The sequence below is a fragment of the Adhaeribacter rhizoryzae genome, from assembly GCF_008629685.1.
GTDB classification, from domain to species: Bacteria; Bacteroidota; Bacteroidia; order Cytophagales; family Hymenobacteraceae; genus Adhaeribacter; species Adhaeribacter rhizoryzae.
Window position 1 is genome coordinate 17,938 of record NZ_VWSF01000021.1, and the last position, 26,858, is coordinate 44,795.

Annotated in this window: 14 protein-coding genes; 2 read left to right on the top strand and 12 right to left on the bottom strand. The window is 44.4% G+C overall.

Annotated features, from left to right (window positions below; all coding sequences use genetic code 11):
- Positions 1–123: 123 nt before the first annotated feature.
- Both F0145_RS20455 and F0145_RS20460 read left to right on the top strand, forming a co-directional pair.
- Positions 124–2,502, top strand: coding sequence for an alpha-L-rhamnosidase-related protein (locus tag F0145_RS20455; protein WP_150091443.1), 2,379 nt, complete (start codon positions 124–126; stop codon positions 2,500–2,502).
- Positions 2,503–2,561: 59 nt separating this feature from the next.
- A complete protein-coding gene (locus F0145_RS20460) occupies positions 2,562–2,987 on the top strand; it encodes a hypothetical protein (protein ID WP_150091445.1) in 426 nt (141 codons plus the stop codon).
- 391 nt (positions 2,988–3,378) lie between these two features.
- Here the strand turns inward: F0145_RS20460 and F0145_RS20465 are convergent, their stop codons facing one another.
- The 12 genes from F0145_RS20465 to F0145_RS20520 form a co-directional block, all read right to left on the bottom strand.
- Entirely contained in the window at positions 3,379–4,953 is a 1,575-nt protein-coding gene (locus F0145_RS20465) for an ADP-ribosylglycohydrolase family protein (protein WP_150091447.1), read from the bottom strand.
- 71 nt (positions 4,954–5,024) lie between these two features.
- Positions 5,025–5,981: a nucleoside hydrolase gene (locus F0145_RS20470; RefSeq protein WP_223816178.1), complete on the bottom strand. Its 957-nt coding sequence runs from the start codon at positions 5,979–5,981 to the stop codon at positions 5,025–5,027.
- A 130-nt stretch (positions 5,982–6,111) separates the two neighbouring features.
- Positions 6,112–7,014: a ribokinase gene (gene rbsK / locus F0145_RS20475; protein ID WP_150091449.1), complete on the bottom strand. Its 903-nt coding sequence runs from the start codon at positions 7,012–7,014 to the stop codon at positions 6,112–6,114.
- 70 nt (positions 7,015–7,084) lie between these two features.
- Positions 7,085–8,734 carry an apiosidase-like domain-containing protein gene (locus tag F0145_RS20480; RefSeq protein WP_150091451.1) on the bottom strand — a complete coding sequence of 550 codons (1,650 nt, stop codon included), beginning with the start codon at positions 8,732–8,734 and terminating at the stop codon, positions 7,085–7,087.
- Between the two features lie 164 nt (positions 8,735–8,898).
- Positions 8,899–9,705, bottom strand: coding sequence for a 3-keto-disaccharide hydrolase (locus F0145_RS20485; protein ID WP_150091453.1), 807 nt, complete (start codon positions 9,703–9,705; stop codon positions 8,899–8,901).
- A gap of 176 nt (positions 9,706–9,881) precedes the next feature.
- On the bottom strand, positions 9,882–11,252 hold the full coding sequence (locus F0145_RS20490) for a vanadium-dependent haloperoxidase (protein WP_223816179.1): 1,371 nt from the start codon (positions 11,250–11,252) through the stop codon (positions 9,882–9,884).
- Positions 11,253–11,315: 63 nt separating this feature from the next.
- On the bottom strand, positions 11,316–14,783 hold the full coding sequence (locus tag F0145_RS20495; protein WP_150091455.1) for a VCBS repeat-containing protein: 3,468 nt from the start codon (positions 14,781–14,783) through the stop codon (positions 11,316–11,318).
- On the bottom strand, positions 14,749–18,093 hold the full coding sequence (locus tag F0145_RS20500; RefSeq protein ID WP_150091457.1) for a VCBS repeat-containing protein: 3,345 nt from the start codon (positions 18,091–18,093) through the stop codon (positions 14,749–14,751). Before F0145_RS20500 ends, F0145_RS20495 begins: the two co-directional genes overlap by 35 nt.
- Before the next feature lie 157 nt (positions 18,094–18,250).
- The gene (locus tag F0145_RS20505; RefSeq protein WP_150091459.1) at positions 18,251–19,732 is read right to left on the bottom strand and encodes a RagB/SusD family nutrient uptake outer membrane protein; all 1,482 of its coding nucleotides are present in this window, start codon (positions 19,730–19,732) and stop codon (positions 18,251–18,253) included.
- A gap of 78 nt (positions 19,733–19,810) precedes the next feature.
- On the bottom strand, positions 19,811–22,870 hold the full coding sequence (locus tag F0145_RS20510) for a SusC/RagA family TonB-linked outer membrane protein (RefSeq protein ID WP_150091461.1): 3,060 nt from the start codon (positions 22,868–22,870) through the stop codon (positions 19,811–19,813).
- Positions 22,871–23,749: 879 nt separating this feature from the next.
- Positions 23,750–24,760, bottom strand: coding sequence for a LacI family DNA-binding transcriptional regulator (locus F0145_RS20515; protein WP_150091463.1), 1,011 nt, complete (start codon positions 24,758–24,760; stop codon positions 23,750–23,752).
- Positions 24,761–25,000: 240 nt separating this feature from the next.
- Positions 25,001–26,248 carry an FG-GAP-like repeat-containing protein gene (locus F0145_RS20520; RefSeq protein WP_150091466.1) on the bottom strand — a complete coding sequence of 416 codons (1,248 nt, stop codon included), beginning with the start codon at positions 26,246–26,248 and terminating at the stop codon, positions 25,001–25,003.
- Positions 26,249–26,858: the final 610 nt, after the last annotated feature.

A 26,858-nucleotide genomic window follows, 5' to 3' on the forward strand; every position in this document is an offset into this window, starting at 1 on the left:
TGCTGCGTTAGTTGCAAGCTCAAAAGCTAAATTTACCTGGCCTTATCTAAAATAAAACTTCGGGGTTTCAACCTTTCTGCTTACTTTTAACCGGTTTGCCTTTTTCTTTTGCCAATATTTTATATGAATAAAGCTATATTATTGTTAGTGCTTTTTGTAAGCTGCCATACTTTAAGTAATGCCCAAAACTTACCCATAAACCCCAAATTGCTCAACGGCCACTGGTCGGCTTACTGGATTACCTGCCCCAATGTGTCCCAGCGGGATTACGGCGTTTACCATTTCCGGAAAATTATCGATTTAAAAATCGCCCCCACCAAATTTATTATTCACGTATCCGGCGACAACCGTTACCGCATATTGGTAAATAATAAAGCTGTTTGCAGCGGCCCCGCCCGCAGCGATTTATATAACTGGAATTTCGAAACGGTAGATATTGCTCCGTTTTTAAAAAGCGGACAGAATATTATTAGTGCCGTGGTCTGGAATATGGGCGAGCATGCCCCGGTAGCCCAAATCTCTAACCAAACGGCTTTTGTGGTGCAAGGCGATTCGGAAGCAGAAAGAATAATAAATACCGATAACACCTGGAAAGTAATTAAAAATACAGCTTATACCCCTTGTTCTACCGATAACGGCACCCGCCTGAAAAGCTACATGGTCATTGGCCCCGGCGACGAAGTAAATGCTGCGGCTTATCCTTGGGGCTGGGAAAACCTGGAATTTAACGATAAAAACTGGCTGGCGGCGCGGCAACTCGTAAACCCGGCGCCGCTGGGCTACGGCACCGATAACCTCTGGACTTTGGTGCCCCGCAGTATTCCGCTGATGGAAGAAACAAAACAACGGTTAAAAGAAGTACGGCGTACCACCGGCATCAGCGGCGTTAAAGACAAATTTCTGGCCGGCAACAGCCCCTTAGTCATTCCGGCTAACACTAAAGTCAGTATTTTGCTCGACCAAGGCCATAACACGGTAGCTTACCCCGAATTAATTACTACCGGCGGCAAAGGTGCTGCTATAACGCTTACGTATGCCGAAGCTTTGTTTAAAAACGGCCAGAAAGGTGACCGCGACGACATTGAAGGCAAAGAAATTATAGGCAACTACGACCGCTTTTTGCCCGATGGCGGCACCAACCGCTTGTTTCGGCCTTTGTGGCTGCGCACGTTCCGGTACTTACAGCTCGATATTCAAACCAAAGCCCAGCCTTTAATTATTTCGGATTTATACGGCCAGTATACCGGCTATCCTTTTCAGGCCAAAGCCAGTTTTACCAGCAACGATAATTCTCTAAAAGACATTTGGCAGGTAGGCTGGCGCACCGCCCGCTTGTGCGCCGGCGAAACGTATTACGATTGCCCTTATTACGAGCAGTTGCAGTACGAAGCTGATACCCGCATTCAGGCGTTAATTTCGTTGTACGTTGCCGGCGACGACCGGCTAATGCGCAAAGCCATTACCGATTTTTACAACTCGCGGGTACCCGAAGGATTAACCCAGGGCCGCTACCCCAGCAACCGCATGCAGGTAATTCCTACTTTTTCTTTGTTCTGGGTATCGATGCTGTACGATTACTGGCTGCACCGCCCTGATGCCGCCTTTGTAAAGCAGTATTTAATTGCCGCCCGCGGGGTGCTGGATTGGTACGAGCAAAAAATAGACCCGAATAAAAAAATGCTGGGCCCCATGAAGTGGTGGAATTTTGTGGACTACACCGATGCTTTTACCGAAGGCGTACCCGAAGGGGCCGATGACGGCAATTCGGCTATTATTACTTTGCAATACATTTACACCTTGCAGCAGGCCGCCGAATTGTTTAATTATTTTAACCAGAAAGAAGAAGCGGCGCATTATAAACAACTTGCCCAGGAATTAAGCCAAAATACTTACCGCCAGTGTTTCGACCACGAGAAAACCTTAATGGCGAATACGCCCGACAAAAACAAATACAGCCAGCACGCCAATATTCTGGGCATCCTGACCAATACCATCCCGGCTACCGAAACCAAAGAGGTTATGGAAAAAATATTACAGGACCCCAGCTTAGGGCAAGCCACTTTCTATTACCGTTTTTACCTGACGCAAGCCTTAAAAAAAGCCGGCATGGCCGATTTATATTATTCGCAGCTTACGCCGTGGCGCAACATGCTGGCTATTAACTTAACTACTTTTGCCGAAAAGCCAGAACCTGCCCGCTCCGACTGCCACGCCTGGAGTGCCAGCCCCAATTACGATTTTCTGGCTACTATTTGTGGCATTATGCCCGATAAACCTGGTTTTGCCACCGTGCGCGTAGCGCCAGCCTTAGGCGAGCTAACCGAAGCCCAAGCCACCATGCCCCACCCGGCCGGCGAAATTAAAGTAAGTCTGCAGCGAAAAGGCAAAACCGGCATGTACGCCGAAGTAATTTTACCCTTAAATGTAACCGGCACCTTTGTGTGGCAGGATAAAGAAATTATGCTGAAAAGTGGTATCTCCCGCATAAAATTCCGGGAGTAATAAACAGCATAATTTGGAGTATGAGAAAATATTAGTAGTAGTTAGGAAATCATTGTAAAATGAATAAAAAATATAAGGTAAGCTTAACAATTTACAGCTTTATTCTTATTGCTGCCATCCTATTTATGTTTGCCTTGTTTGGTGCAAGTGGGCACAGGTATAATTTTTCATTGAAGGATGTGTTAATTACATTTTTTGTCCTTTTATCTATCTTAAGTTTAATTATTTACCCTAGAGTATCCTCATATCGAAGAAAATTAAAAGTGGCTATATGGTTGCTCTCTTTGGGGTTCTTAGGGGTAAGCTTATTCTTCGCGATTCAAAACATAATTCTAATATTTTCAGGAAATTTAATTATTGGTTTTATTATTTTTTCAAGTTTGATCACCGTTATCTTTTGTATTGTTATAATCAGTCTTGCTCTGGAATTAATTAAAAATATGACTTCCGCAAACAACAGAAAAAAGGATCAAAATGCTCTTTAGTTGTGGTCCGTTCTTATCGAGTATTATTGGGAAGAGCTTCGAATATGTCGGAAGAGCTGGTACTCAGTAAATTTTAAATCTTGAAATGGTGAAATAATTTAGAAATAATACCAAGTAGTATAAAATACCTTCCATAGCTGATAATATAAATTCATTCCTCCCAACCTGTCATTCCGGAGGAATCTTCTGCCTAAAAGGCGTTACAGGTAAATGCCAGACTAGGTTTATTTCCTGTTATCCAAGTTATGCAGAAGATTCTTTTGGAATTCTGCGAATTCTACAGAATGACTGGTTAGAGAAGCTGTTTGCTGCGCTACTATGGAATACAATATTTACTATTTGGTATTACTAACAGAAACGGAAATATACCGCCTTACAAGACATTTCTGGTTTACTTAAGCGCAGTTTTGGCTGGCTGATCATTGTAAATAATGACATCACTTAAATTCAGGTTATAGCCTTCCAGCGGGTTAAGCAGCTTTAGCCGGACGGTATGTTTTTGCTTGGGCATTTGGTATTTCCAGGCCAAATCGTAGCGGCGAGCAGTAAAACTTACCGGTAAATCTACTGTTTCGGCTAACTTGTTATTCAGGTAAACTTCTACTTTAAATATTGCATTTTCGGGTAAATTATTGTTTACCTGTTTGGCTTCGCCGCGCAGCACAAAACCAATGCCGTCAAAATCAAAAACAAATTCATCCTGTAAACTTTTCCAAATGCCTCTTTTCTCGGTGGGGTAATGCCCGGCAAAACTTTTTTCGAACCGGACCGGCTGGGGCACCTGCGTCATTATTTGCACGCCATCTTGGGTTTCGCGGCCGTTGTGGCGTTTAATATTTTGTAACGCGTGTTTGTAGCCTATCTCGTATACATCCTGCAACGACATGGTGGTATACTTAAAATCGATGGGTTCGGCGGCCGCTAAACCCATTTTCCAGTAAGCCGGAATTTTATCGTAGCCCAATATAGTACCCAGAATACCACCTGCCGATGATGGGTTGCAGTCGGAATCTTGCCCGGTGCGGGTGCTGATTTCCATGGTTTTGGTAAAATCGCCGTTGCCGTACAGCAAACCCATAATTACGTAAGCCGCATTTACTTTAGCATCAATATTAAAAGGCACAAAAACACCATCAGGGCAACCCACTTCATCGGTCCATTTGCGCTGCACTTCAAACCAGGTCCTTTTCCAATCGTCGGGGTATTGCTTATGCCATTTTATTACATCGTTCATACACTGGTAAAATTCGCTTTGCGCCGGAATGGTTTTAAGGGCTTCGGTAACGATGTAAGGAATATTATTAGAAGCAAAAGCCAGCGCATACATGGCGCCCACATACACGCCGCCGTACCAACCATCGCCGTAATTCATAATGTGGCCAATTTTATCGCTAATTTCCGAAGCCGTGTTGGGCATCCCCGGCGACATTAAACCCGCAAAATCGGCTTCAATCTGGTAATCAATGCAGTCGGCGTGCGGGTTGTTGAGCCAGTGCCCCGATTGCGGAGCAGCCAGGCCGTGCTGAATATTATAGCGGCCCACCTGGTTGGCGTGCCAAAGCATGTAACCGGCATTGGCGTACGCATCGGCAAAATCCTTTACGGGCGCATCCAATCCTTTCTTCTCGAAAATATCTACAAAAGTCAGGTCCATGTAAATATCGTCGTAGAACCCAGGGTTATTGCGCATGGTTTTTTCCAGGTAGCCATCGTACCAGGGAATGGGCACGTAATCGTTAATCATGGTGCCGTTAAACCGGAATTCGGTAGGACCGCCAAACGTAACGCCAATGGTTTGGCCGGCCCAGCCGCCTTTTATTTTATCTTTTAAAGTGGCTTTAGATAAAGTTATGGTTTTGCCAGCCGCCGGTTTAGCTGATTCTTTTTTGGCCATAGTTTTGGTTTGGGCCTGGGCCGATAATGTTAGCAAGGTTAAACTAAATATTAGCAGTAAATACTTTTTCATCGGCATATAAACTAGTTTTAGTTTGCGTTCAAAATTTCAGCGGAACACCCACCATAGCACTTTAAAGTAGCTTATTTTATAATCATATCATCCATCAGGCGGCCAATTTCTTCGTAGTTAACGTCCGGTTTAAACTGCACATAAGCCTGGTTGCTCTTTTCGCCCGGCACCCATTTATTGCTGCCATCGGCATTTACCTGGCAATAGCCATTATTCACCATTTCGAAATATTTTCCGGATGCTTCGGTTAATAAAAATACCGCTACCTGATCCCAACTGGCCCGGCCTTTAAAATTATTGTATAATTCGTAAGCCCGGTACACCGGACTGCCCGGCGTAAGTTTACTTTTTAAATATTCGCCGCCGGTTTTAATTTTCTCGCCTACTTCCCAACCCGCAAATATTACCGGCTTCTCCCAGTTTTGCAGGCAATAAACCGTAGAACCCGGATCGGGGCGGTAAAAGTTAGCTTCTTTGCCCGCCGGAAATTGCCCGCCCATACACAACCATTTGGCTACTTTTTTATTAACCAGTTCTTTGCCGCTTAACCCGGAATATTTATCGGCTCCGGAGGTTAATAAATTTTGCAGATTAGTTAAATGCCCGATGGTAATAATTACCACCGATGCATCCGGACTTTTACTCAATAATTTGCGGTAAAGCGTGGTGGCATCTTCGGCTTTAGCTTGCGATTTTAACCGGTGCGGAAATTCGGTGGCTATTTGGCGGGTATAACGGGAATGATTTTTTAAGTTTGCCTGCTGCTTGAGTACACCAATTGGCAACCGTGGGCGGCCATAATATTTATTTATTGCCGATGTACATTCGGCGGCATACGGGTCGTCGCTGGTAACAATTACGCCCAAAAAATCTATTTTCTGCTGGTCGGCTAAGGCATGTACCATGGCCAGGGCTTCCACATCATCCACATCCGAATCAATATCGGCATCCAGAATAACCCGGTATTGCGCTAAACTTACCTTGCTCAGAAACAACAGCCAGAATAAAAAGAACATATATTTCTTCATGTACTAGAAAATTTAAATCAATATTCCGGCTCGTTTAATTCCTCTAAATAATTACAGCAGGTTTTAAAGATAAACGCCAAAAACCTGAACGCAGCCAATAAATTTAAGTAAAGTTGCCCGTAGCTAGGGTTTACACCTCCGCGCGCTTAGGCAGCGAAGCCTGCGCGCCCAATCGCGTAACCGAAACAGCGGCGGCTTTGCAGGCAAAAGCTACGGCTTCTGCTAAATACTGATTTTCGGCTAAGGCCACCGCCAATGCTCCATTAAAACAATCGCCGGCCGCCGTGGTATCGGTAGCTGTAACCTGCGGTGCCGGTATTAACCCCAACCATGAACTGGTGTGCAACCATGCGCCCTTAGCGCCCAACGTAATAATTATATTGGCCACGCCTAAACTTTGTAATTTATTTGCTGCTTTCTGGGCAGTAGCCGGATCAGTTACCCGAATACCCGTTAATAATTCGGCTTCGGTTTCGTTGGGGGTAATTAAATACAACAGCGGGAATAATGCCGGCGGCAATATTTGGGCCGGGGCCGGATTTAAGATAACCCGTACGTTTTTTTCGTAGCTTTTCCGGATAACGTATTCGACGGTTGTTAACGGAATTTCTAACTGTAGCAAAACAATAGTATCGGCAGCAACTGAATCCAGCGCTGCTGCTAGGTCGGTGGGCATTAGCTGGCCATTTGCGCCGGGGGCAACGGCAATGCAGTTTTCTCCTTTTGCGTTTACATTTATCAGCGCTACTCCCGATGGCTGTTCTGCATCTACAGTTATATAATTAATATTTATTCCTTCTTGCTGAAATTGCGCCAAAGCTTGCTGCCCAAAAATATCGTTGCCAACCTTAGCAACAAACGTAACATTACCCCCTAAACGAGCTGCCGCCACTGCTTGGTTGGCCCCTTTGCCGCCGGGGTTCATGAAAAAAGTTCCGCCCAATACCGTTTCGCCGGGTGCAGGAAGTTTATCAGCCTTAATAACCATATCGGTATTGGAACTGCCTACCACTAATATTTTTGCGTGCGTCATAGTACTTGTTACGTGCTGTTTCATTAGGCTATTCCTTAAATATATGGTGGTTTGCCTCGGAACAGCAGTGTTAATTTTTCTTTTTCAAGACCAATACATAATCGTTGTCACCGGCCGGTGGCATAATCTCCAGCGTTCCGTTAGTGGCGGTAACTTTACCTTTGGTTGTTTTATTCGCCACCGGGTTAAACCACTGCGCCTCGTAAGTAATACTATGCAGGTTATACAACTTTACCGGAGTGGCCTTGGGCAGATAAACCACAATAGTTTTGCCGTCGGTGCTCCGCGAAACCGAAACAAACGCGGCGGGTTGCTGATCGCCGGGCTGCGCCATTAATAATTCGGGGCTTGGCTTTAAATTCCACCAATCTAAGGTGCGCATAAAGTTGGCTAAATATCCCACCTGCATACTGCCGGGCAATTTTATGCCCTGGTGCCACCGGCTCGCATCTTCGCCTTTGCCGGCGTGGTTTAATATTTCTTCGCCTTCGCGCAGCCAGGGCCAAATGCCGTTAGCGCCGTAGGTAATACCGGCAACAGGGGCACTTAACACACTCCAATAGCTGGCGTTGCGGACATCGGTAGCCGTAATATTAGGGCCAATTTCTTCGTAAACCGGTTCCATGTTTATGAGCGGACGCGGCGGCAATTGACTCCAGGTAGTTGCCACCGGGCCTTTGTTCATAAAATTAATGGTGCGGGGATTGCTGTTGTGGCCCGATTGATAGCCAATAATATCGAGCCAGTTTTCGTGGGCATAAGCTTCTCCTATCCAGGAGCCGCCGCCCGGATGCAAAGCTACCAAACCCGGATGCTCGTCTTTAAAAACGGTCCGGCCAATATTTTTCCAGCGCTGTTCATTTTCGTCGGTATATTTACCATCACCGCCCAAAACCCAGATTACCTGGTTACCGCTGTAACGGGCCACCATATACCGCGCCAGCAAAATGGCTTCTTCTTCGGGTAAATAATAGCCAGGGCTTAACTCACGGCCTTGTGCAGCACCCAAAGCCCATAAAAGTACTGGGGCGGCTACTAACCCGTGTTCGTTAATCTTGTCTATTTTGCCATCGAGGTGCTGAAAAAATGCGGGGTTAATTTTTATTTTACCGCTGCCCTCAAAAGCTACCTGGCCCAAACTGTTTTTATCGCCGCCGCGCCATTGCGTGGTTACAAACTGAATAACATTATAACCGTTTTGCGCCCGGTGCGTCAGGTATGTATCCCATTCGGTTTCCGTAGACTTAAGGGTGCCATTCCAGGCGGTACAACCGGTCCAAAAAAAGGGGGTGCCATTGGCGTGGGTTAAGTGGTAAGTACCTTTGGGGTGAATAATTTCGCCGTGCTGGTAAATAGCCAGTTTGCTTTTATTACTGGTACAGTTAAAGCTGCCTTTTACCCCTTTCAGGCCGGTATTTCCGGTGTCTGAACAATCAGATTCCCAGGTCCAGGTGCCTTTTTCGTCGGGGGCAAACCGTACTTTCCAGTTGCGGCCCCCATCCCAGAAACCATTAATATTTTTTACCCGGCCCGTTGGCGAAGTAAACTTAACAGTGAACTTTTTTACCTCATAAAGCGGATTAGCGTACTCTTTCGTACTGGTAAAGGGTTGTTCAAATTTAGCCCAAATGCCCACGGCATCGGCCGCGTAACCGGGCAAAACCAGGCAGCAAGCTAAAAATAAGCTAAAAATTAAAAAGCGTTTGTGATAGGTAATCATGCAGGTTAAAACTAAAATATGTAGAACAGCTTGGGGGGCACCTGGCGTTTAAGTAGCTTGAGGCAAACTCCTGGCAAAATATATAAATAAAATAGTCCCGGTTACTTTAGTAGCCGGGACTATTTTATTTATATCGACGACTTATAGCCGAGTAATCCCGAATACTATAATTCTCTAATCCAGATATTACGGTAGCTGATAGGCTCGCTGGGGTCGCCGTGGTCTTGTAATTTAATAGGCGCTTTACCGTGTACTTTGTACTGGGGCAAACCAATGTACACCGTTGGTCCTTTTAATTCAGTATTATTTTGTACAATAATGCCGTTGTGCATAACGGTTACCCGGGCCGGAGAAAACAACGTGCCATTTTCTTTAAACCTAGGCGCGGTAAAAACAATATCGTACACGTTCCATTCGCCGGGCTTGCGGGTGGCATTTACCAGGGGCGGCGTTTGCTTGTAAATACTGGCGGCCTGTCCGTTGGCATAAGTGCGGTTGTTATAAGAGTCTAGAATCTGCAACTCGTAACCGTCATCGCCTCTGCCAGTAGAAGCTAAAAATAAACCGCTGTTGCCGCGGCCCTGGCCTTTGCCATTAATTTTTTCCGGAATCTGCCATTCTATGTGCAATTGGTAATCCTGAAAAGCTTGTTTGGTTTGAATATTACCGGTTCCTTTTTTAACGGTAAAAACACCTTTATTCACGGTCCAGCCGGCAGGTTTGGCAGGGTCGTTCACCGATACCCACTGGTCCAGATTCTTCCCGTCGAACAACACAATGGCATCGGAAGGGGCAGTAGTGCCGGTTACCGGAGTAATAGCTTTTACTTCAGGCTCCCAAAACTCGGTCATGGCCGGCTCCATTTTAGGCGGCTTAGGCACATCCTGGGCTACTGCCGTGGTGAAACTTAAACATCCGAGGGCAAAAACGGCGAAAGCAGTTTTCTTAAAATTAAAAGAAGAATTTTGCATGGGTGTTATTAATATTTAAAGTTGGTTAGTTTAATATTTTGTAAAAATGGCAATTACTAATTAATTGATCTTAATTTGATTTATTAATTTATTTCGGATCTACTATTAAAACCAGGCATTATGCTAGTGCTATTGCAAGGTAAATATTATAAATCAAATATTTACCTAAACCAGAACTACTTTACCGGCGTTTGCGCAACTGTAGCTACTGCCTTATTTGGCTTGCGGGTTTTCAATTTTGCTACTAAATAATTGCCTACCTGGGTTCCTTCTACCGCACCATTTTCTATCGCCGACATAAAGTGAATGCCTCCGTAAAGCCGGCTAATGGCTGCCTCGTCGGCAGCCGCTTTAAACGATTTAAAGGAACGCGGTGGCAAACCATAAGCTACTTCCGTAGAATCAATATATTCAAAAGAAGGCCCGAATAAATCGGTCAGGACGACAGCGGCGGCATTAGATATTACGCTGTGGCCACTAGGATATTCCGGAAAGGGCGGCGTTTGCAGCAGAGGCACCCAGTTTTTATCTAAATGTTCGTTTATAGCAGTTTCGGGCCGAATCCGGTCGCTGCGGTATTTTTCGTCCCAGCAACTAATAAAACCATCGGCCAGCGAAAGCGTTACGCGGGTATAAGCTTCCAGGGTTTGCATTAAATCGGCTTTGGCCTGGCGGGTAGCAATACCGGTAATGCCCAGCCAATGACCGCCGGGCGTTATTTTTTTTGTGGCGTACATCACGTGGCCAGTAACGTGCATCACAAACGGGTTGCAATCCCAGAAACTGGCAATTTTTCGCTGCTCCTCGGTTAATTTATTGGTGGTTTCGTAAACCTGTACCATTTCCTGGTAAAAGCCACTGTTTTTAGCCGGATTAAACGCAACGGGCACGGCCGGGGAAAACTGGTTGCACGAGTCTATTACAAACGGCCGTATTTTAAACCAATTGGGTTCAATGGCATCCATGTAAGCAGGCGGGGTGGGTACCCAATGACCGGGCTTTTTGGTTACCTGGTGCCGGAAGCCCCGGGTTTGTTTGTAGCCGTCTTCGTTGGCATAAGCCATAATTGCTTTTGCTACCGTTTGTCCGTAACGTATTGAGCGGGCGTATACTTCCTGCGGTACACCCATTTCTAAATATTTGGCGTAAACATCGGCTTCATATTTATCTAGTTTATCGCCTGAAAAAGTAAGGTTACGCCCAACGGTTAAAAAAGCGTTTAAACTGGCCAGCGGATAACAATATGCAGAATCTTTTGCGGGTTGCGGAATACCTTTAAAACCATTGAGTTGTCCCGCCAGCGATTGGTACCCCGGATAATCATGCACTAATATTTCGTAAGCCGCAATATGGGGGTACGCGTAAATGCGACTGGCTACCGGCGGCGAAAAAATATCGTGCACAATAACCGCCGTTAATTTATTTACCGATTGCCGAAAAAACTCCGGGTTAGCCGCGGCTGCTTTATAATCTTTAGTTGGTTGCTGACAGCCCCATGTACAACACCAAAGCAACAGCCAGAAACAACCTTTAAAATACCTTTTCACTTTTGCTTAAACTAATTCTTCTTAACAATATAATTTATTCTTTTTACAACCCCTATCCCAGTGTTATAATTGTGCCTTTTTTATTTCCTCACTTTTTGTTTTAACAACCAGGTTTTCGCGCGGGTTCTTCGTTCTCCGGAATATTTGCAGCGGCAAATCGTTGCGGGCTACTAATAATAATTCGCCGTTTGAGGTTTGCAGCGGCTTAATATCCCGCACCTGGCCTTCTAACACCAAACCGCCTTGGGTGGGCAATATAGCTTTAAATTTTCCGTGACCGTTGCCCTGTAATAGTAAGCCGTAACTGGCATCGTAACGTCCCTGGTACGGGCTTACGCCGTAAAAATTACCGCCCATTAAAATATCCAGGTTGCCATCGTTATTCATATCGGTTAGGTGCAACGCAAATATTTTAGATACTTGCGCCTCGCGCGGCAAAGCGTATAGCTTAAATTTTTTATTCCCTAAATTTTCGAGGTAAACCGATTCGAACGTATTTACTTCTAAAACTTTAGCAGCTGCTAACTGGTCTTTATCAAATATTTGGTCGATGGTTTTGCCGGCAAAATCGCGGTAGTTGGTAAACTTTTTATTTACCAGCGGCATTTGCTTGCCCAACTCGTCTTTAGAAGCTACCGGGTACCAGTTCTGGTCTATTTGGTAAGCCAGCAGGTGATCTAAAGTTTGGTTGCCGTCTATATCTTTCAGGTACAGCTTCAGGGCACCCTTTTCCTGCTTGCGCAATTTGGTATTGGTACCCAGGTTGCCCACTACAAAATCAAGGTCTCCGTCTTTGTCGAAATCGGCAGTTTTAATGACTTGCCAGAAACCGGTAGCAGCGGCTAAGCCGGTAGCATTATTCAAAATAAATTTACCTTTCTGGTTTTCGTACACCTGCACGGGCATCCAATCACCGACTACTACTAAATCCAAATCGCCGTCCTGGTCATAGTCGGCCCACTGGCCATCGGTTACCATACCGGCTTTTTGCAGCGCAGGGGCTATTTTGGCTGTGGCATCCGTAAAACGCCCCTGCCCATCGTTTAGTAATAAATATGATTTAGGACTCATGCCGTATTGGTAGCCAAGCACGCGCCCACCCACAAATAAATCCAGGTCGCCGTCTTTATCAAAATCGGCGGGCCGCACACAGCTTTTATTGTCGTACATGGCCGGCAGGTTTTGGCTGCGACTAAAATTACCTTTGCCGTCGTTCAGGTACAGCCGGTCGAATAGCTCCGGCATTTTATCGTAAAACTCGTTGCCGCCAGATACCACGTACAAGTCTAAATCTTTATCGTTATCGGCATCAAAGAAAACCGCATCTACATCTTCGTAAGTAGAGTCTGTTTGGAAAAGCGATTGGTTGGTAGAAGTAAATTTGCCGTTTGTGCTTTGTACAAATAATGCGCCGGCCTGCCATTTGGCGCCGCCCACGTAAAAATCTTCCAGGCCATCGTTGTTTACATCGCCTACCGCTAACTTGGGCCCTTCGGTAGATACCTGAAATGGCATCAGGCTTTCGCGGTAATAATCTAAATAATTGTTCTCGGCGTGTTTGTAATTTACCGCGAAGGTTTGGGTTGCTTCGGTAAATAACGGCTGGGTTTTAGGGAATAATTGGGCATAGAAAGTCTGCCCTTCCGCCTGTGCATCAACTTGTTTTAAAATTAAAGTAGAATTAACTTTTACATTAGCTTTTACCTCCGCTTTTTGATTTCCCCAAATTACAATTAAGGTATCAACGCTGGTAAGTTTACCTAAACCAAAAGTAAGCGTTGGCTCTACACTCGATAAAAAGCCCCGCGTAGGATGTAACTGTTGGGTTTGCAGTTGACCTTTGCTTTTTAAATATACCTTAGCCCCTAAACCAAATTTATTCAGGTTATCGCCGACCAATTTAATTTTTAAATAATTGTTTTTGGTTAGTTGGTTGCTGTTGTTGCGGTAAATACCGGCGGCTTCGTTTATATTGTTGGTAATTAAATCCAAGTCGCCATCGTTGTCTAAATCGGCGTAAGCAGCCCCATTCGAAATATTGGCTTCTTTAAAGCCCCAGGCTTCCGATTTATCCTGAAACTTTAAATTGCTGGTGCCGCGGTACAAATAATTATGCACTTTGCCTTCGGGCATCATGCCAATGGCTTTGTTGTCGAGGTGGTTCGAGGTTTCCATGGCGTAGCGCAAGGAATCGTCGGCGGCAAATTTCACGTAATCCAGGTTGTTGGGCCGATGCGCAATGCCGTTGGATATAAAAATATCTTTGATGCCATCGTTGTCATAATCGGCTAGTAAAGGCGCCCAACTCCAGTCGGTGGCAGCTACGCCGGCCATTAACCCAATATCCGAGAATTTCTGACCGCCTACATTTAGCTGCAAACAGTTGCGGCTGTACTGGTTAAAATAACCGTAAGCCAGTTTATACTGGTAAATATCGAAGGGGTCTTCACCCAAAGATGCTTTTTCAATGGTTTCATCTTCCGGATACATATCCAGCGTCATAATATCGGGGTAGCCGTCGTTGTTCATGTCGGCAGCGTCGTTGCCCATCGAGAAGCGGCTCAGGTGCCGGAAATGCTCTTTCACGCTTTCGGTAAAAGTGCCGTTGCCATTGTTCAGGTAATAATAATCGTCCTCATGAAAGTCATTCGACACGTAAATATCGTCCCAGCCATCGTTATTTAAATCTGAGATAGCAATACCCAAACCATAGCCCATGGCTGCCTGGTATATTTTGGCCTGCTTGCTTACATCTTTAAACTTCACAACTGTACCTTTTGGAGCTTGGCCTTTAGCCGTAATCATTTGGTTTTCGAGTAAATAATCGCCGGCTTCGTTGTTTTGCAGGTGGCGCGTCGAGACCCGATCGTAGCTGCGCGAAGTATGCACAGCGTGGTTGAGCAGGTACACATCCAGGTCCCCGTCGCGATCGTAGTCAAAGAAAGCGGCTTGGGTGGCAAAACCCGTAAAGTCCAGACCATAATCAGCGGCTTTTTCGGTGAAGGAAATATTGCCATCTGGCCCTAAACCGTTGTTAATGTATAATTCATTCGAGCCTTCCAAGCCCCGGAAATTACCAACTGCACACACGTAAATATCCAGTAAGCCATCGCCGTTTACATCGGCCATGGTTACCCCCGTTTTCCAATCGGCAAAGCCCTGCACACCGGCAATTTCCGAAATATCCTGGAATTGCATCTGGCCTTTATTCAGGTATAATTTGTTTTTGCCTTGGTTCGAAACAAAGAACAAGTCTACCAAGCCATCGTTGTTTACATCGCCGGCAGCTACGCCCGCGCCATTATAAAAATAGAGGTAATCCAGGATGTTTAACTTTTCGGTGGGCTTTAATTTATTAACAAAATTTATGTTGGTCTGCGTAGAATCGGTTAGTACAAAAAGTGGTTTTTCTGCTGCGTTGGTTGCCTTTTTACCCGAACAAGCGGAAGCTAAGCCAACTAAAATTAACAGCAAGCCGGAAAAATAAAACAGGATATTACTTTTTGTAACTAAATATTTGTACTTGCTCATTGTTCTTAGCTAAAATAATAAGTGGCTGCCCGTTGGCACCCGTAATTTGCCGCGATTGCCGCACTTGCCCTTTCGTAAAAAACCCGGATTCGCGGGAAGGAATTGCCTCAAATTTGCCTTGCCCTTTTCCTTGTAACACCAATCCATAATTGGCATCGTAGCGGCCTATTTCGGGTAAAACATCAAAGAAATTACCGGTCAGCAATAAATCCAGCACGCCATCGTGGTTGTAATCGAAGGTTTGAATGCTGTGCACCGGCGAAAACTGTGCCTCCAAAGGCAAAGCTTGCAACGTAAATTTAAAATTGCCCTGGTTGAGCAATAAAGAAGTATGCGGGTTCACGGCTTTTTTAATAATTGCGCCCTGCAAATCTTCCGGCGAGAAAATATCGGTAACCTGCTTGTTGGCAAAATCAGCAAACCGCAAATATTTCTTTTTAATGCTGGGCACTTGTTTCTGGAGTTCCTGTTTCAGCACCATGGGGTAGCTTTTGCCTTCTTCGGTGTAGCACGAAATAATTTGCTCTACGGTGCCATTCTTGTCGAAATCGCCCACGTATAATTCGGCTGGTTGACTGGTGCTGGCCAAAATGCGGCTGTTTTGCCCCTGGTTGCCCAAAATAAAATCCTGGTCGCCGTCGCCGTCCACATCGGCGGCAGCAATTGTATTCCACCAGCCCGCTAAGTTGGCAGCATCGGCGGCTTTAGAAAGAACCGGACTCTGGGTAAAGTTGCGGCCGTTATTATTTTTAAAGACCGTAACGGGCATCCAATCGCCGGTTAAAAGCAATTCGGGATATTTATCGTTGTTCAGGTCGGCCCAGACGGCGTCGGTAATCATACCCAATTCACTTTTGGGCAAATACCGTTTGGTGTAATTCTTAAAATTGCCGGTACCATCGTTAATGTATAAATAGCTGGGCGGATCGTAGCCGTATTTGCCCGGAATCATGCGGCTGCCAATAAATAAATCTATATCGCCATCCAAATCAAAATCGGCGGCAGCTACGCAGGAACCGTTTTCGGCAATATTGGGCAAACGGTTATCGCGCGTAAAATTGCCTTTGCCATCGTTCAGGTAAAAGCGGTCCAATAATTCCGGGGCGTTAGGCTGAAATTCGTTGCTGCCGGTTACCACGTACAAATCCAGATCTTGGTCGTTATCGGCATCAAAAAATATTGCATCTACATCTTCGTAAACACTATCGGCTTTAAAAGCCAGCGGCGATTTATCTATAAAAGTGCCGTTTTTTTGCTGAATAAATATTTTTTTACCTGACCCAGCGGCTCCGCCCAAATACACATCTTCCAGGCCATCGTTGTTAACATCGCCGGTAGCCAGCGCCGGCCCCTGCGTCGAAAACATTTGTTTTAACAGGCCATCGCGGTTAAAATCCACAAAATGGCTTTCGGTATGCTTATAATTTAGCTTTATCTGCTTGGTTACGTCAGTGAAAGGTTTAACTGAAGTTTCTTTCTTAGGTTTATAAGTGCGGTTTGCTTGTTTATAATCCAATAATATTTCCTGGTTAGCTTTAACCGGCTTTATCACCTGCATTTTATCGTCGGGCCATACCACGCTCACCGAATCAATATTGGCCTGCTTGCCTAACCCAAAAACTAATGTTAAATCTACTGATGATTCAAAACCCCGGTTAGGAATTTGCTGCTGGTAAATATTTTTATCGGGTTGGTGCACATACACTTTGGCGCCCACGCCGTAGCTGTTTTTACCCGGACCTTTTAGTTTTACCCGCAGGTAATTGTTCTTCAGGCTTTGGGTAGTTTTATTCTGAAAAACAGAGACCGGCGAATTTACATTATTTATTACCAGGTCCAGGTCGCCGTCGTTGTCTAAATCGCCGTAAGCGGCCCCGCTCGAAAAGGTAGGCGCGTCTAAACCCCAATCAACAGCCGTATTTTTAAATTGAAGATTGCCATAGTTTTTAAAGGCGTAATTGGCAATAGGTTCAGAAGGCACTTTATCTAAAAATTCTTTAAAATCGAACTTTTTACCAGCAGCCATCTGGCGCATGTTATCTTCGTCGGCCAGGAAGTTTACAAAATCTAAATCGGTGAGGCTTTTGGCAATACCGTTAGCTACAAAAATATCTTTCAGGCCGTCGTTGTCCATGTCGAAAAGCAACGCTCCCCAACTCCAATCCGTGGCATGCACCCCCGAGAGCCGGGCCACTTCGCTGAACGTGCCGTCGCCGTTGTTCAGGTGCAGCATGTTTTGCATGTACTGGTAATGAAAGTCGCGGTCGAGTTTTAGCTGAAATAAATCATAACCCTCGTAAGAGCCGGTGGTTTTAAGCCGTTTGTCCTGGCCCGGCAGCATATCGGTTACATAAATATCCAGGTTGCCATCGTTGTTGATGTCGGCAATATCGGCGCCCATCGAAGACAAACTTTGGTGCTGCATCCAATCTTTGGAAGATTCGGTAAAAGACCCGTTTTTATTGTTGATGTAAAGGTAATCGCGCTCGTAAAAATCGTTCGAAATATAAATATCCGACCAGTTATCGTTGTTTACATCGCCTATTGTAATGCCTAGGCCAAAGCCAATAATGCTGCCGTAAATACCAGCTTCCGCGCTGATATCGGTAAAATATTCGCCGTCGTTCCGGAAGAATTTATGCCCACCCAAAGAATCGCGCTGGTCGCGGAGGTTGCTGTATTGCAACTTACCTACCGGAATAAAACTGTTGTTCAGCAGAAACATATCCAGGTCGTTGTCCCGGTCATAATCGAAAAAGGCGGCGTGGGTAGAAAAGCCGTGGTCGTTCAGTTTAAATTCGGCGGCTTTTTCGGCGTAAATGGGTACGCCATTTTTATCCAGGCCCTGGCAAATATAAAACTCGTTGGCGCGGTCGTCGTTGGAGCGGTTACCAGCGTTGCACACGTAAATATCCAGCAGGCCATCGCCGTTTACATCAGCAAAAGTGGCGCCGGTGCTCCAGGCCCGCTTGCCGGCAACGCCCGCTTTTTGGGTAATATCCTTGAACTTAAAATCTCCTTTGTTCAGGTATAATTTGTTTTCCTGCATGTTCGAAATCAGGAAAATATCGGGTAAGCCATCGTTGTTTACATCGCCCAGAGCTACGCCGCCGCCGTTGTAAAAATTACGATAATTAAAAATATTAAATTCTTTATCGTCTACTACCTGGTTGGTAAACTGAATATTGGTTTCCTGGGGAGAAAGGGCTTGGAACAGGGTATTTTCCGGGCGCTGTTTTTCTGAAAGCGGACTCTTGTTTTGTTGGCAACCAAAGTGTAACAGGAAAATAAAAAAGAAAAGCTTGCGCATAAGCGGATTTGATACAGCTTATAAATTTACTAAAACTTACCTAATCTGAAGCAGCTTTTTAAGTTTAGGCGGGCGTAAAATTTATGGATACAGACTACAAATACTGATAAAAAAGCAAGCCCAAATTGGACTTGCTTTTTTAATACTTTCATTAAAATTAATAACCGGGGTTTTGTTTCAGCTTTGGATTTAAAGAAATCTGGCTGGTTGGTATCGGGAATAAAATTCTAAAATCGCCGGATTGGTCTTTAAACGCGCGGGGGGCGGTATATTTTCCAAACCGGATTAAATCTTGCCGGCGGTGATATTCCCAAGCCATTTCACGACCCCGTTCGGCCAGAATATTATCCAGCGTTAGGGTTGTAAAAGGATCTACGCTCCGCTGCGCCCGAATAAAATTAATATCTTCCAGGGCTTTGGCCTGGTTGCCATTCCGGAAATGCGCTTCGCCCCGCATCAGGTACACATCGCCTAACCGGAAAATAACAAAGTCGTTATCCTGGTCGGTATTTGGGTTGTTTTTCTGAATTTCGTATTTCTGGCTTCTTACCCCCGCAGCACGAGCCGCCGGACCAGCCGGCATCTCGAAGGACGGTATTTCGGGTTTAAAGATTAACGGCTGACCATCGTCCAGCAGCGGTGTACCATCGGCTTTGTACTGCTGGCCCACAATCCACATTTTTTTCCGTACATCTTTATCTTCGAATGAATTGTAGAACTCGGCTAAAGTAGCATAACCGTTCCAGGGCGCGGTACCAATATTGTAGGTTTGCTGGTTTAAATAATGCAGCGTGCGCATCTGAATATTCATACCGCCGCGCTTGCTTTTATCGAAGGGCGTAGCCAGAATAATTTCGGGTGAGGTTTGATTGCTGATGCTGAAGTTAGACAAGAAATCAGTGGCTAACGTATACTTGTTAGAGTTAATAATTAAATCAGCTTGCTCAATGGCTTTGGCCCACTGCGGTGTGCCGGTATACACCTGCGCGTTCAGGTACATTTTAGCCAGAATCATGTGCGCCACGTATTTATTCATCCGGCCGTATTGCACGCCACCCACAGTGCTAGGCAAATCAGGTAGGGCGGCCAGCAACTCTTTTTCTACCCAGGCATATACCTCGGCCCTGGTTTTCTGTTCGGGGCTCTCGGCACCAACGGTTTCGGCAATAATTACATTACCAAAGTTGTCCATGGCAATATAATGGTAAAAGGCCCGTAGGGTTTTCAGCTCGGCAATGGTAGCTTTATCGGTAATAGCCGGATTAGCCAACTGCCGGTTTATGGCGGTAGAATTATTGTATACCCACGTCCAGAGCCCATTAAACGGACCATCATCCTGCGATGGGTTCCAGGTATGCTGGTACAAGCGTTTCCAGGCATCACCATCTTTCCAGTCGCCGCCCCGGGTAGGCACAATTTGTTCATCGGTAGTAGCATTAAGCTGCTGGTAACGCTCAAAATAGCCGCCTAATTCGCCGTAAAGCGGCCCGATGAGCGCGCTTAACTGCTCCGGGTTATTGCCAAAAGCATCCTGCGATAATTGATCGCTTACTTCTTCTTCCAGATCGGTACAGGATTGGACAAAAAGGAGTCCAGCCGCCGAGCCCGCTAAGAGAAAAGATTTTATATATTTATTCATTTTAGTTTTTATTAAATCCTGTTAATCTACTAGATATATCTGTTTATCAGCTTTATACCGGTACTAATTTACTGTTTATTAGAAGGTTAAATTTACGCCTAACTGAAACGACCGGGTTTTAGGGTAGATACCGGTATTATCGAGTCCAAGGGTGTTGGGGCGCTGGCTACGGCCATTATCGCGTAAGTCGCCGCGTACTTCCAATTCCGGATCGATACCTTTGTATTTGGTTAATACGAACAAATTATTACCGCCTAAATAAATGCGGGCACCTTTAAATGCACCTTCTCCTACCGGCACATTGTACCCGATTTGCCAGTTATCTAACCTTACAAAAGAAGCGTCTTCCAGCCACAAATCAGATAATTGGTTGGTGCTGTAGTTTGTCTGGTAATCCGATATTTCGGTAAGCTGGTTACTTTCCAAAATACTGCCGGGAATGGTTAAGTTAGAACGCAGGTTATTTAATATTTTATTACCAAACACCCCGCGTAACTGAAAGTTTAAATCGAAGTTACCATAATTAAAGCTGTTGATAAAAGAAGCAGATAACCGTGGCTGGGCAATACCGGCTTCGTATAATTTAGCTTTGGTATAGTCAGTGGTGGTATTTCCGTCTTCACCTTCCAATAATACTTTACCATCGCTGCTGAAACCGGCAAAACGCGGAATAAAGAATTCGCCGAGCGGATGGCCTTCGCGCAACTGCGAAGCAAATACATCGGATAAACCACGGCCACCAAATTCGTTGTACCGGATTACCCCAACGTCGAACATGTCGTTTTGCAGGCTTTCAATGTTATTTTTATAAGCGGTACCAACCAAACGGGTATTCCAGGTTAACTTATCATTATTGATAATATCGGTATTTAATGATAATTCAATGCCTTTGTTGCTCATTTCGCCTACGTTAGCGGTAATGGTATTTACAAAGTACTGACCATTAGAAGGCACGTTGTAGTTATACAACATGTCTTTGGTGCGCTTATCGTACACATCAATGGTACCGTTTACCTTCTCAAACAAAGTAAAGTCGAAACCAACGTTGGCCTGCTGAATAATTTCCCATTTTAAATCGGGGTTGCTGTTCTGAATAACCGCATAACCTGGTACAAAATCGCCGATGCTGCCATCGTAGTAAGTGCCCTGGCGGCCATACAAGAATAAAGACTGATACGGGTTAATGCCTTCGGAATTACCGGTTTGTCCCCAGCCAGCCCGCAGTTTCAGGTAGCTCAGCGCTTTATTGCCTTGCAGGAAGCTTTCGTTCGATACCGTCCAGCCGGCGGCAAAAGAAGGGAAGATAGCCCACTTGTTGTTCGCCCCAAATTTAGAGCTACCATCCTGGCGTACAGTGGCTGTTAAGTTATATTTATCTTGTAAGTTTAAAGTACCGCGGGCAAAGAACGATACCAGTGTGGTGCGGTTGCGGTATGACGAAGCATAATCTTGCCGACCCGATAATAAGGTACCCCGGCCACCCGATAAGTTATTATAGCCAAACTGCTCGTACAGGCCGTTTATGTAGTTGTTGTTGTAGGCGCCAAAACCATCGTCCACATTATCCTGGTAAGAGTAGCCACCCAACAAATTTAAATTATTAGGGCCGCCAAACTGATGGGTATAAGAGCCGGTAACTTCTAATAATTTATTATTGGTTTGGTATAAATTACGTGAGGTACGGCCCTGGTTAGAGGTATATGCCAGCACCGTGCCATTATACGCCTGGCTGTTTACGGTATTATCGTTTTTGAGAGCCCCGTTAACGCCTAATACAAACCCGTTAAAGAGTTCGTATTTTACGTTCATGCCGCCAATTAATACCCGTTTTAAATCTTCGTTCTTATAATTATTCAGCATGGCCACGGGGTTATACAAGTCCTGGGTGCCAGGTATCTCGTAATAACTGCCATCGGCATTCTTGATGGGCAAAGTAGGTAAAAACAAAGTAGCCCGGGCAATTACCGCATCGTTGCGGTTATCCTGGTTAGTTTGGGTGTAAGACAAACTGTACTGCACATTTAAGCGGTTATTCAGCGCTTTCTGGTCCAGGTTAATGCGGCCGGTAAGCCGGTCGAAACCCGTGTTTTTGATTACACCTTCGCGTTTAATATAATTAAGTGAGCCACGGTAAGTAAAGGCTTCGCTCCCACCCATAATAGATAAATCGTGGTTGTTGGTTAAACCAGACCGGCTAATCTGGTCAAACCAATCGGTGTTGTAACCTTGTCCGTCTGCACCTTTCGGGAACCGGAGATTATCGTTTAACGAGGCATCGCCTTTAATTTTAGCCACCTGCGCGCGGTACTCGTTTGCATCTAATAAATCGAGGCGGTTAGAAATAACATCGGTAGCTACGTAATTATTAAAACTAACGCTGGTAGTACCGGCCTTGCCTCTTTTAGTGGTAATAATAATTACCCCGTTAGCTGCCCGCGAGCCGTAAATAGCGGAGGCCGAAGCATCTTTCAGCACATCCATGGTTTCAATATCCGATGGCGAAATGCTGTTAATAGGTACGCCAATAATACCATCTACCACGTAAAGCGGATCGCTGCCACCGGCCAGCGAGGTATAGCCCCGCAAACGAATGGTTGGGTTTTGGTTGGGATCGCCGTTGGGTTGGGTAATTACCAAACCAGCTACTTTGCCTTGAATGGCTTGTAACGGATTAGGGTTTACGCCCGAATTAAATTCTTTAGAACTAACCTGGGTAACCGAACCCGTAACGTCTTTCCGTTGCTGCGTGCCATAACCCACCACCACTACTTCTTCCAGCGCTTTGGCATCTTCGAGTAAGTTAATATTTATGGCGCCCGGACCGGTAAAAGATTTCTCCTGCGAACTGTAGCCAATAAATGAGAATACCAGCACGCCGGCTGTTTCCGGTACGCTTAAGCTGTAACTGCCATCAACGCTCGTGGCTGTACCGTTGGTGGTTCCTTTTACTACTACCGTTACGCCCGGCAAGCCATTGCCTGTGCGGTCGGTAACCTTACCCGTAATAGTCCAGGCGACTGGTTTAACGAAACCGTTTTCGGTCCGTAAGTGGGGGGCGGCAAAACTGCCGGTACCCGCCGATAACAAAAAAAGAAGCAGGCAGGTTTTTGGCTGCCATCGGTGCGTAAATTTTTTCATTTAGGCTTTGTTGTTTGTTTGTTGTTGGAAAGATTTAATTATATAATTCTACCAGAGCATATTTCAGAGCATTTACTTTTTTGTACTTTTCTCACAAAACCCTAATTAGAAAAATATTTCTTTATAACCTTAATGTTGAATCTGGCTGATTAGAAAGGAATTTCAAAATATTTCCTTTAAAATTTTTGCAAAAAAATATCTAAAATTCTTCGGCAATTACTCTTTACGCCTAAAGTAGAAACCAATAAGGTTATTTTATGTTTCAAAAATATTGCTTCAAGCGCTAAAAACAGGCTTTTTGGGATAACAATGCTGTTAACCCGGTTATAAAATAATTAATTGAGAAAAGATATAAATATTAACCTAAACCGAGTTCCGAAAACGATACCGGAATGCATCGTAATCGTTTTCGGAAAATAAAATTAGCAACTTACCCGCAACTTAGTTGAATAAATTTTAACATTAGCGATGATATTTTAAATTTTACAAAAGGATAAAGTTATAAAAATATAAAAGCTCTAAAATGCTTATGTTTTTTAATAAATTTTAAACAGCTATTAGTACAAAAGTCATTAAAATATTATTTTTTTTATACACTAAATTAACGCCAATTATTTAGGCACAGCCTTTCGGACTTATTGTATTATTTACATGATTCCCCACCCAAAAGAATGAAACTTTAAGCTAGCGGTACCCACCTAAACACTATAAGAATTAATTTATTGGGTTAGATAATTGCAGATAGATGCGAAATAAATAGAATCTAGGTTTAACTCCTTTTGCCATGCAGCTTATTCATGGCCTTGAACACTAAATAGAAATCAAGGATAATATTTATTCTAAAAGGCTCACGTGCATAACCTAAACCAATTTAGTTTTCTACCGCATCCGGGTAGATTCACGCTCAATTAGTTCTGATTGCAAAATAATCTGGTTTTCCACGGCTTGGCTCTCTCCTTCCAGTATCTGAAACAACAGCATGGCGGCTTTATTCCCAATTTCTAAGGCGGGCTGGGTAATAGTAGTTAAGGAAGGATTTAACAAATCGGCTACTTCGGAACTGGAATAACTTATTATTTTAAGGGCATCCGGAATTTTAATTTGCAGTTCGTGGCATATTTTATAACTGATAAACGCTAAGTTTTCGCCGGCGGCAAAAATGCCGTCTGGTTTAAGCGATTTTATTGCCAAACTAATGCAGGCATAATTCTGCTCGTTATCATCCAGGCAATTTATTATTAGTTGCTCATCTACGGGCAAGCCAAAATCTTTCAAGGCATCCTGGTAACCTTCCATGCGGGTTTTACCAATGGAGCGGGCATTTTTGTAACCCAAATGCGCTATTTTTTTACACCCCCGCTCGGCCAGTAATTTGGTGGCTTTGTAACTACTTTCGTAGTCGTCGGTGCTTACTTTAGGCGCCTTTACATCGTCGTAAATCCGGTCGAAGAAAACAACGGGAATATTCCTTTTTTGTAACTGGTGTAAATATTTATGGTCCTGAGCTTCGGCACAACCCGACATGATAATACCGTCTACGCGTCCGTTTTGCAGGTAATTAATAAAAGAAACTTCTTTTTCGTATTGATTTTCGGTGCGGTAAATTAATATATGATAGCCTTTCTGGTTAGCCAGGCTTTCTAAACCATCGATGGCCAGCGAAAAGAAAATATCGCGTAGTTGGGGAATAATAACCGCAATGGTTTTGCTTTTGGTTTCGCGAAGGTTGCTGGCGTAATAATTAGGATGGTAGTTCAGTTTTTTAGCTAGGGCCAGAATGCGCTCTTTTGTTTCGGGATTAATATCAGAATAACCCCGGAAAGCCCTGGTAATTGTGGCCGGCGATACGTTAAGTTCTTTCGCTAAGGTTTTAATATCTATTTTATTCATCCGCTTACTGGTATAGAAGCAAAAGATAGCTTTGCCAGCCTTAATCAAATAATCACTGCAATTTACTACCTGGGCACTGTTGGCACTAGTGGCTTACGTTATTAAATCTCCACCCCGCTCCTGCTGTTGGTTTTGTAAATAATGCTTTTGTTTACGCGTTGGTTAAGCCAATAAATAATTTAATGAGTATAATATTTTAATTCAGCGGCAAAACTAACAAAAGCGTGGTTAGGCAATATTTTATTTTCTGCCTTGTGTAAAAACGAAAACCCCTTTCTTGTTCGCTACAATAATATCGGTTAAGCCATCGCGGGTAATATCTTCGGTTACCACATGCACCCCTAAGCCCGAATTATCATCGATCAGGTGGGGTTCCCAGGTGGGCGTTTTGCCTGGTTTAAACTCGAACCAGTAAAGTACCGGGGGCTCATATTCGCCCGGGTCTTTGCCCATGTGCGCGAAATAACGCTTACCGGTTATTAAATCGGGGTGCTTATCGTTGTTTAAATCCAGGAAAGCCAAACCATGAGTTTGGGTAAATTTATCGGAAATTAAATGCCGGGTCCACTGCGCCGCGCCTTGCTCGTTCTGGGTTTGCTCGTACCACCAAATACCCAAATTATGCGCCGATGACGAAACCACATCCTGGTCGCCGTCCTGGTCGAAATCGTACGCGTACATCTGGGCGCAAGCTTCACCCAAATTAGCCGGGTGAAAGGTCCACTCAGGCTGCTGCCGGTTCTGCGGCGCTTCCCACCAGCCTTCTTTTATAATAATATCGTTGCGGCCGTCTTTGTTTATATCGCCTAAACCTAAACCGTGTGAAAAAGGCTCGGAGCCGGGACTTTTTTCTTTGCTAATGGTAAATTTTTGCCAGGTTAAATTATTCTTAGAAACGGGCGGCTTAAACCAGGTCATCTGGCCGTTAGTGGAGTTGCCGCCGAGCAAATCCAGTTTACCGTCGCCGTCTACATCAAAAAAGCCCGCCGATTCGTTGCCTAGAGCCTCGTGGATAACATGTTCTTGCCAATGTACTTCTTTTTTCTGCGGATTTTCGTACCAAACCGCTTCTTTGCCCGGAAAACCAACCCGCACAAAATCTACCCAGCCATCCAGGTTTACATCCATGCCTAGGCTTACAAAAGCATTGCTGTAACCTTTATCGTAGTAAAATTTTTGCGGTTGGGTAATTTCGTGTTTCTGCCAGTTGGGGGCCTCAAACCAGTAAGCCCCGGCCAATACATCAGTTTTCCCGTCGCGGTTTACATCGCCTACGGCTACGCCTTCGGCAATAAATTCATCGTGTAATATTTGTTTCGTAAAAGTTATCTCGCCGGCAGGTATAGGGCCTCGTTGTTGCGCCGCTGTATTGCCCGATGAGGCACAACTGTTGGTTAATAGCAGCAGCCCGAAACCGTAAGCAAAGGCTTTAATCCCGAAACTTTTGACTAATATTTGACTGGTGGATGCAGATAGATGCTTTATCATAGCTTAGCGCCGGTTTATTACACACATAAGAAAGTCTTTTAACTCAAGATTCGTTAGAACTCTCTTTATAAATAGCAGCAAGATTAATTACAAGAATAAAGATTTTTCGGATAACAACATTTACATTTTTTAACGTGAGCGTATAATATTAAGCAGCACCGCCGTAAATCATAGGAACAGAATATGAAGCTTTAAAACAGAAAACGGCTAATCTGTAAAACAGCAATAATTAAAAGTAAGTACTTGTGTGCTGTGTACTGCTAATCTTGCTTAATTATTTAAGTTTAACGATAGCAACAAAGCCTAATTTTAAAGCTTAGAATTATAATCTGGTAAGGTAAGTGCAATTGAGGGTTTATGTATTTTGTACAATAATTAATTTATTTAGAAGTCCATTAACTATTCGTAAGTAAACTGAATATAAATATTCAGCATAACCTCACTGATACTATAATTAATAGATAAAGTATTGTTTTACTTAAATTTAGGCGTTTAAAAATTTGCCTAAATCTAATCCTTAGCTAACTTGCGCCCCAGAATGGCGATTTAATTCCTTTTATCAAGTAAATAGCAGCAAGTAAGCATATTACTTTTAGCCTAATTTCATTGC

What these genes read in the sequence shown, in the direction of transcription:
- F0145_RS20485 (WP_150091453.1), bottom strand. Translation starts at nt 9,705, where the DNA reads ATGCAAAATTCTTCTTTTAATTTTAAGAAAACTGCTTTCGCCGTTTTT.
- F0145_RS20505 (WP_150091459.1), bottom strand. Translation starts at nt 19,732, where the DNA reads ATGAATAAATATATAAAATCTTTTCTCTTAGCGGGCTCGGCGGCTGGA.
- F0145_RS20520 (WP_150091466.1), bottom strand. Translation starts at nt 26,248, where the DNA reads ATGATAAAGCATCTATCTGCATCCACCAGTCAAATATTAGTCAAAAGT.
- F0145_RS20455 (WP_150091443.1), top strand. Translation starts at nt 124, where the DNA reads ATGAATAAAGCTATATTATTGTTAGTGCTTTTTGTAAGCTGCCATACT.
- F0145_RS20510 (WP_150091461.1), bottom strand. Translation starts at nt 22,870, where the DNA reads ATGAAAAAATTTACGCACCGATGGCAGCCAAAAACCTGCCTGCTTCTT.
- F0145_RS20480 (WP_150091451.1), bottom strand. Translation starts at nt 8,734, where the DNA reads ATGATTACCTATCACAAACGCTTTTTAATTTTTAGCTTATTTTTAGCT.
- F0145_RS20460 (WP_150091445.1), top strand. Translation starts at nt 2,562, where the DNA reads ATGAATAAAAAATATAAGGTAAGCTTAACAATTTACAGCTTTATTCTT.
- F0145_RS20495 (WP_150091455.1), bottom strand. Translation starts at nt 14,783, where the DNA reads ATGAGCAAGTACAAATATTTAGTTACAAAAAGTAATATCCTGTTTTAT.
- rbsK (WP_150091449.1), bottom strand. Translation starts at nt 7,014, where the DNA reads ATGACGCACGCAAAAATATTAGTGGTAGGCAGTTCCAATACCGATATG.
- F0145_RS20515 (WP_150091463.1), bottom strand. Translation starts at nt 24,760, where the DNA reads ATGAATAAAATAGATATTAAAACCTTAGCGAAAGAACTTAACGTATCG.
- F0145_RS20500 (WP_150091457.1), bottom strand. Translation starts at nt 18,093, where the DNA reads ATGCGCAAGCTTTTCTTTTTTATTTTCCTGTTACACTTTGGTTGCCAA.
- F0145_RS20465 (WP_150091447.1), bottom strand. Translation starts at nt 4,953, where the DNA reads ATGAAAAAGTATTTACTGCTAATATTTAGTTTAACCTTGCTAACATTA.
- F0145_RS20470 (WP_223816178.1), bottom strand. Translation starts at nt 5,981, where the DNA reads ATGAAGAAATATATGTTCTTTTTATTCTGGCTGTTGTTTCTGAGCAAG.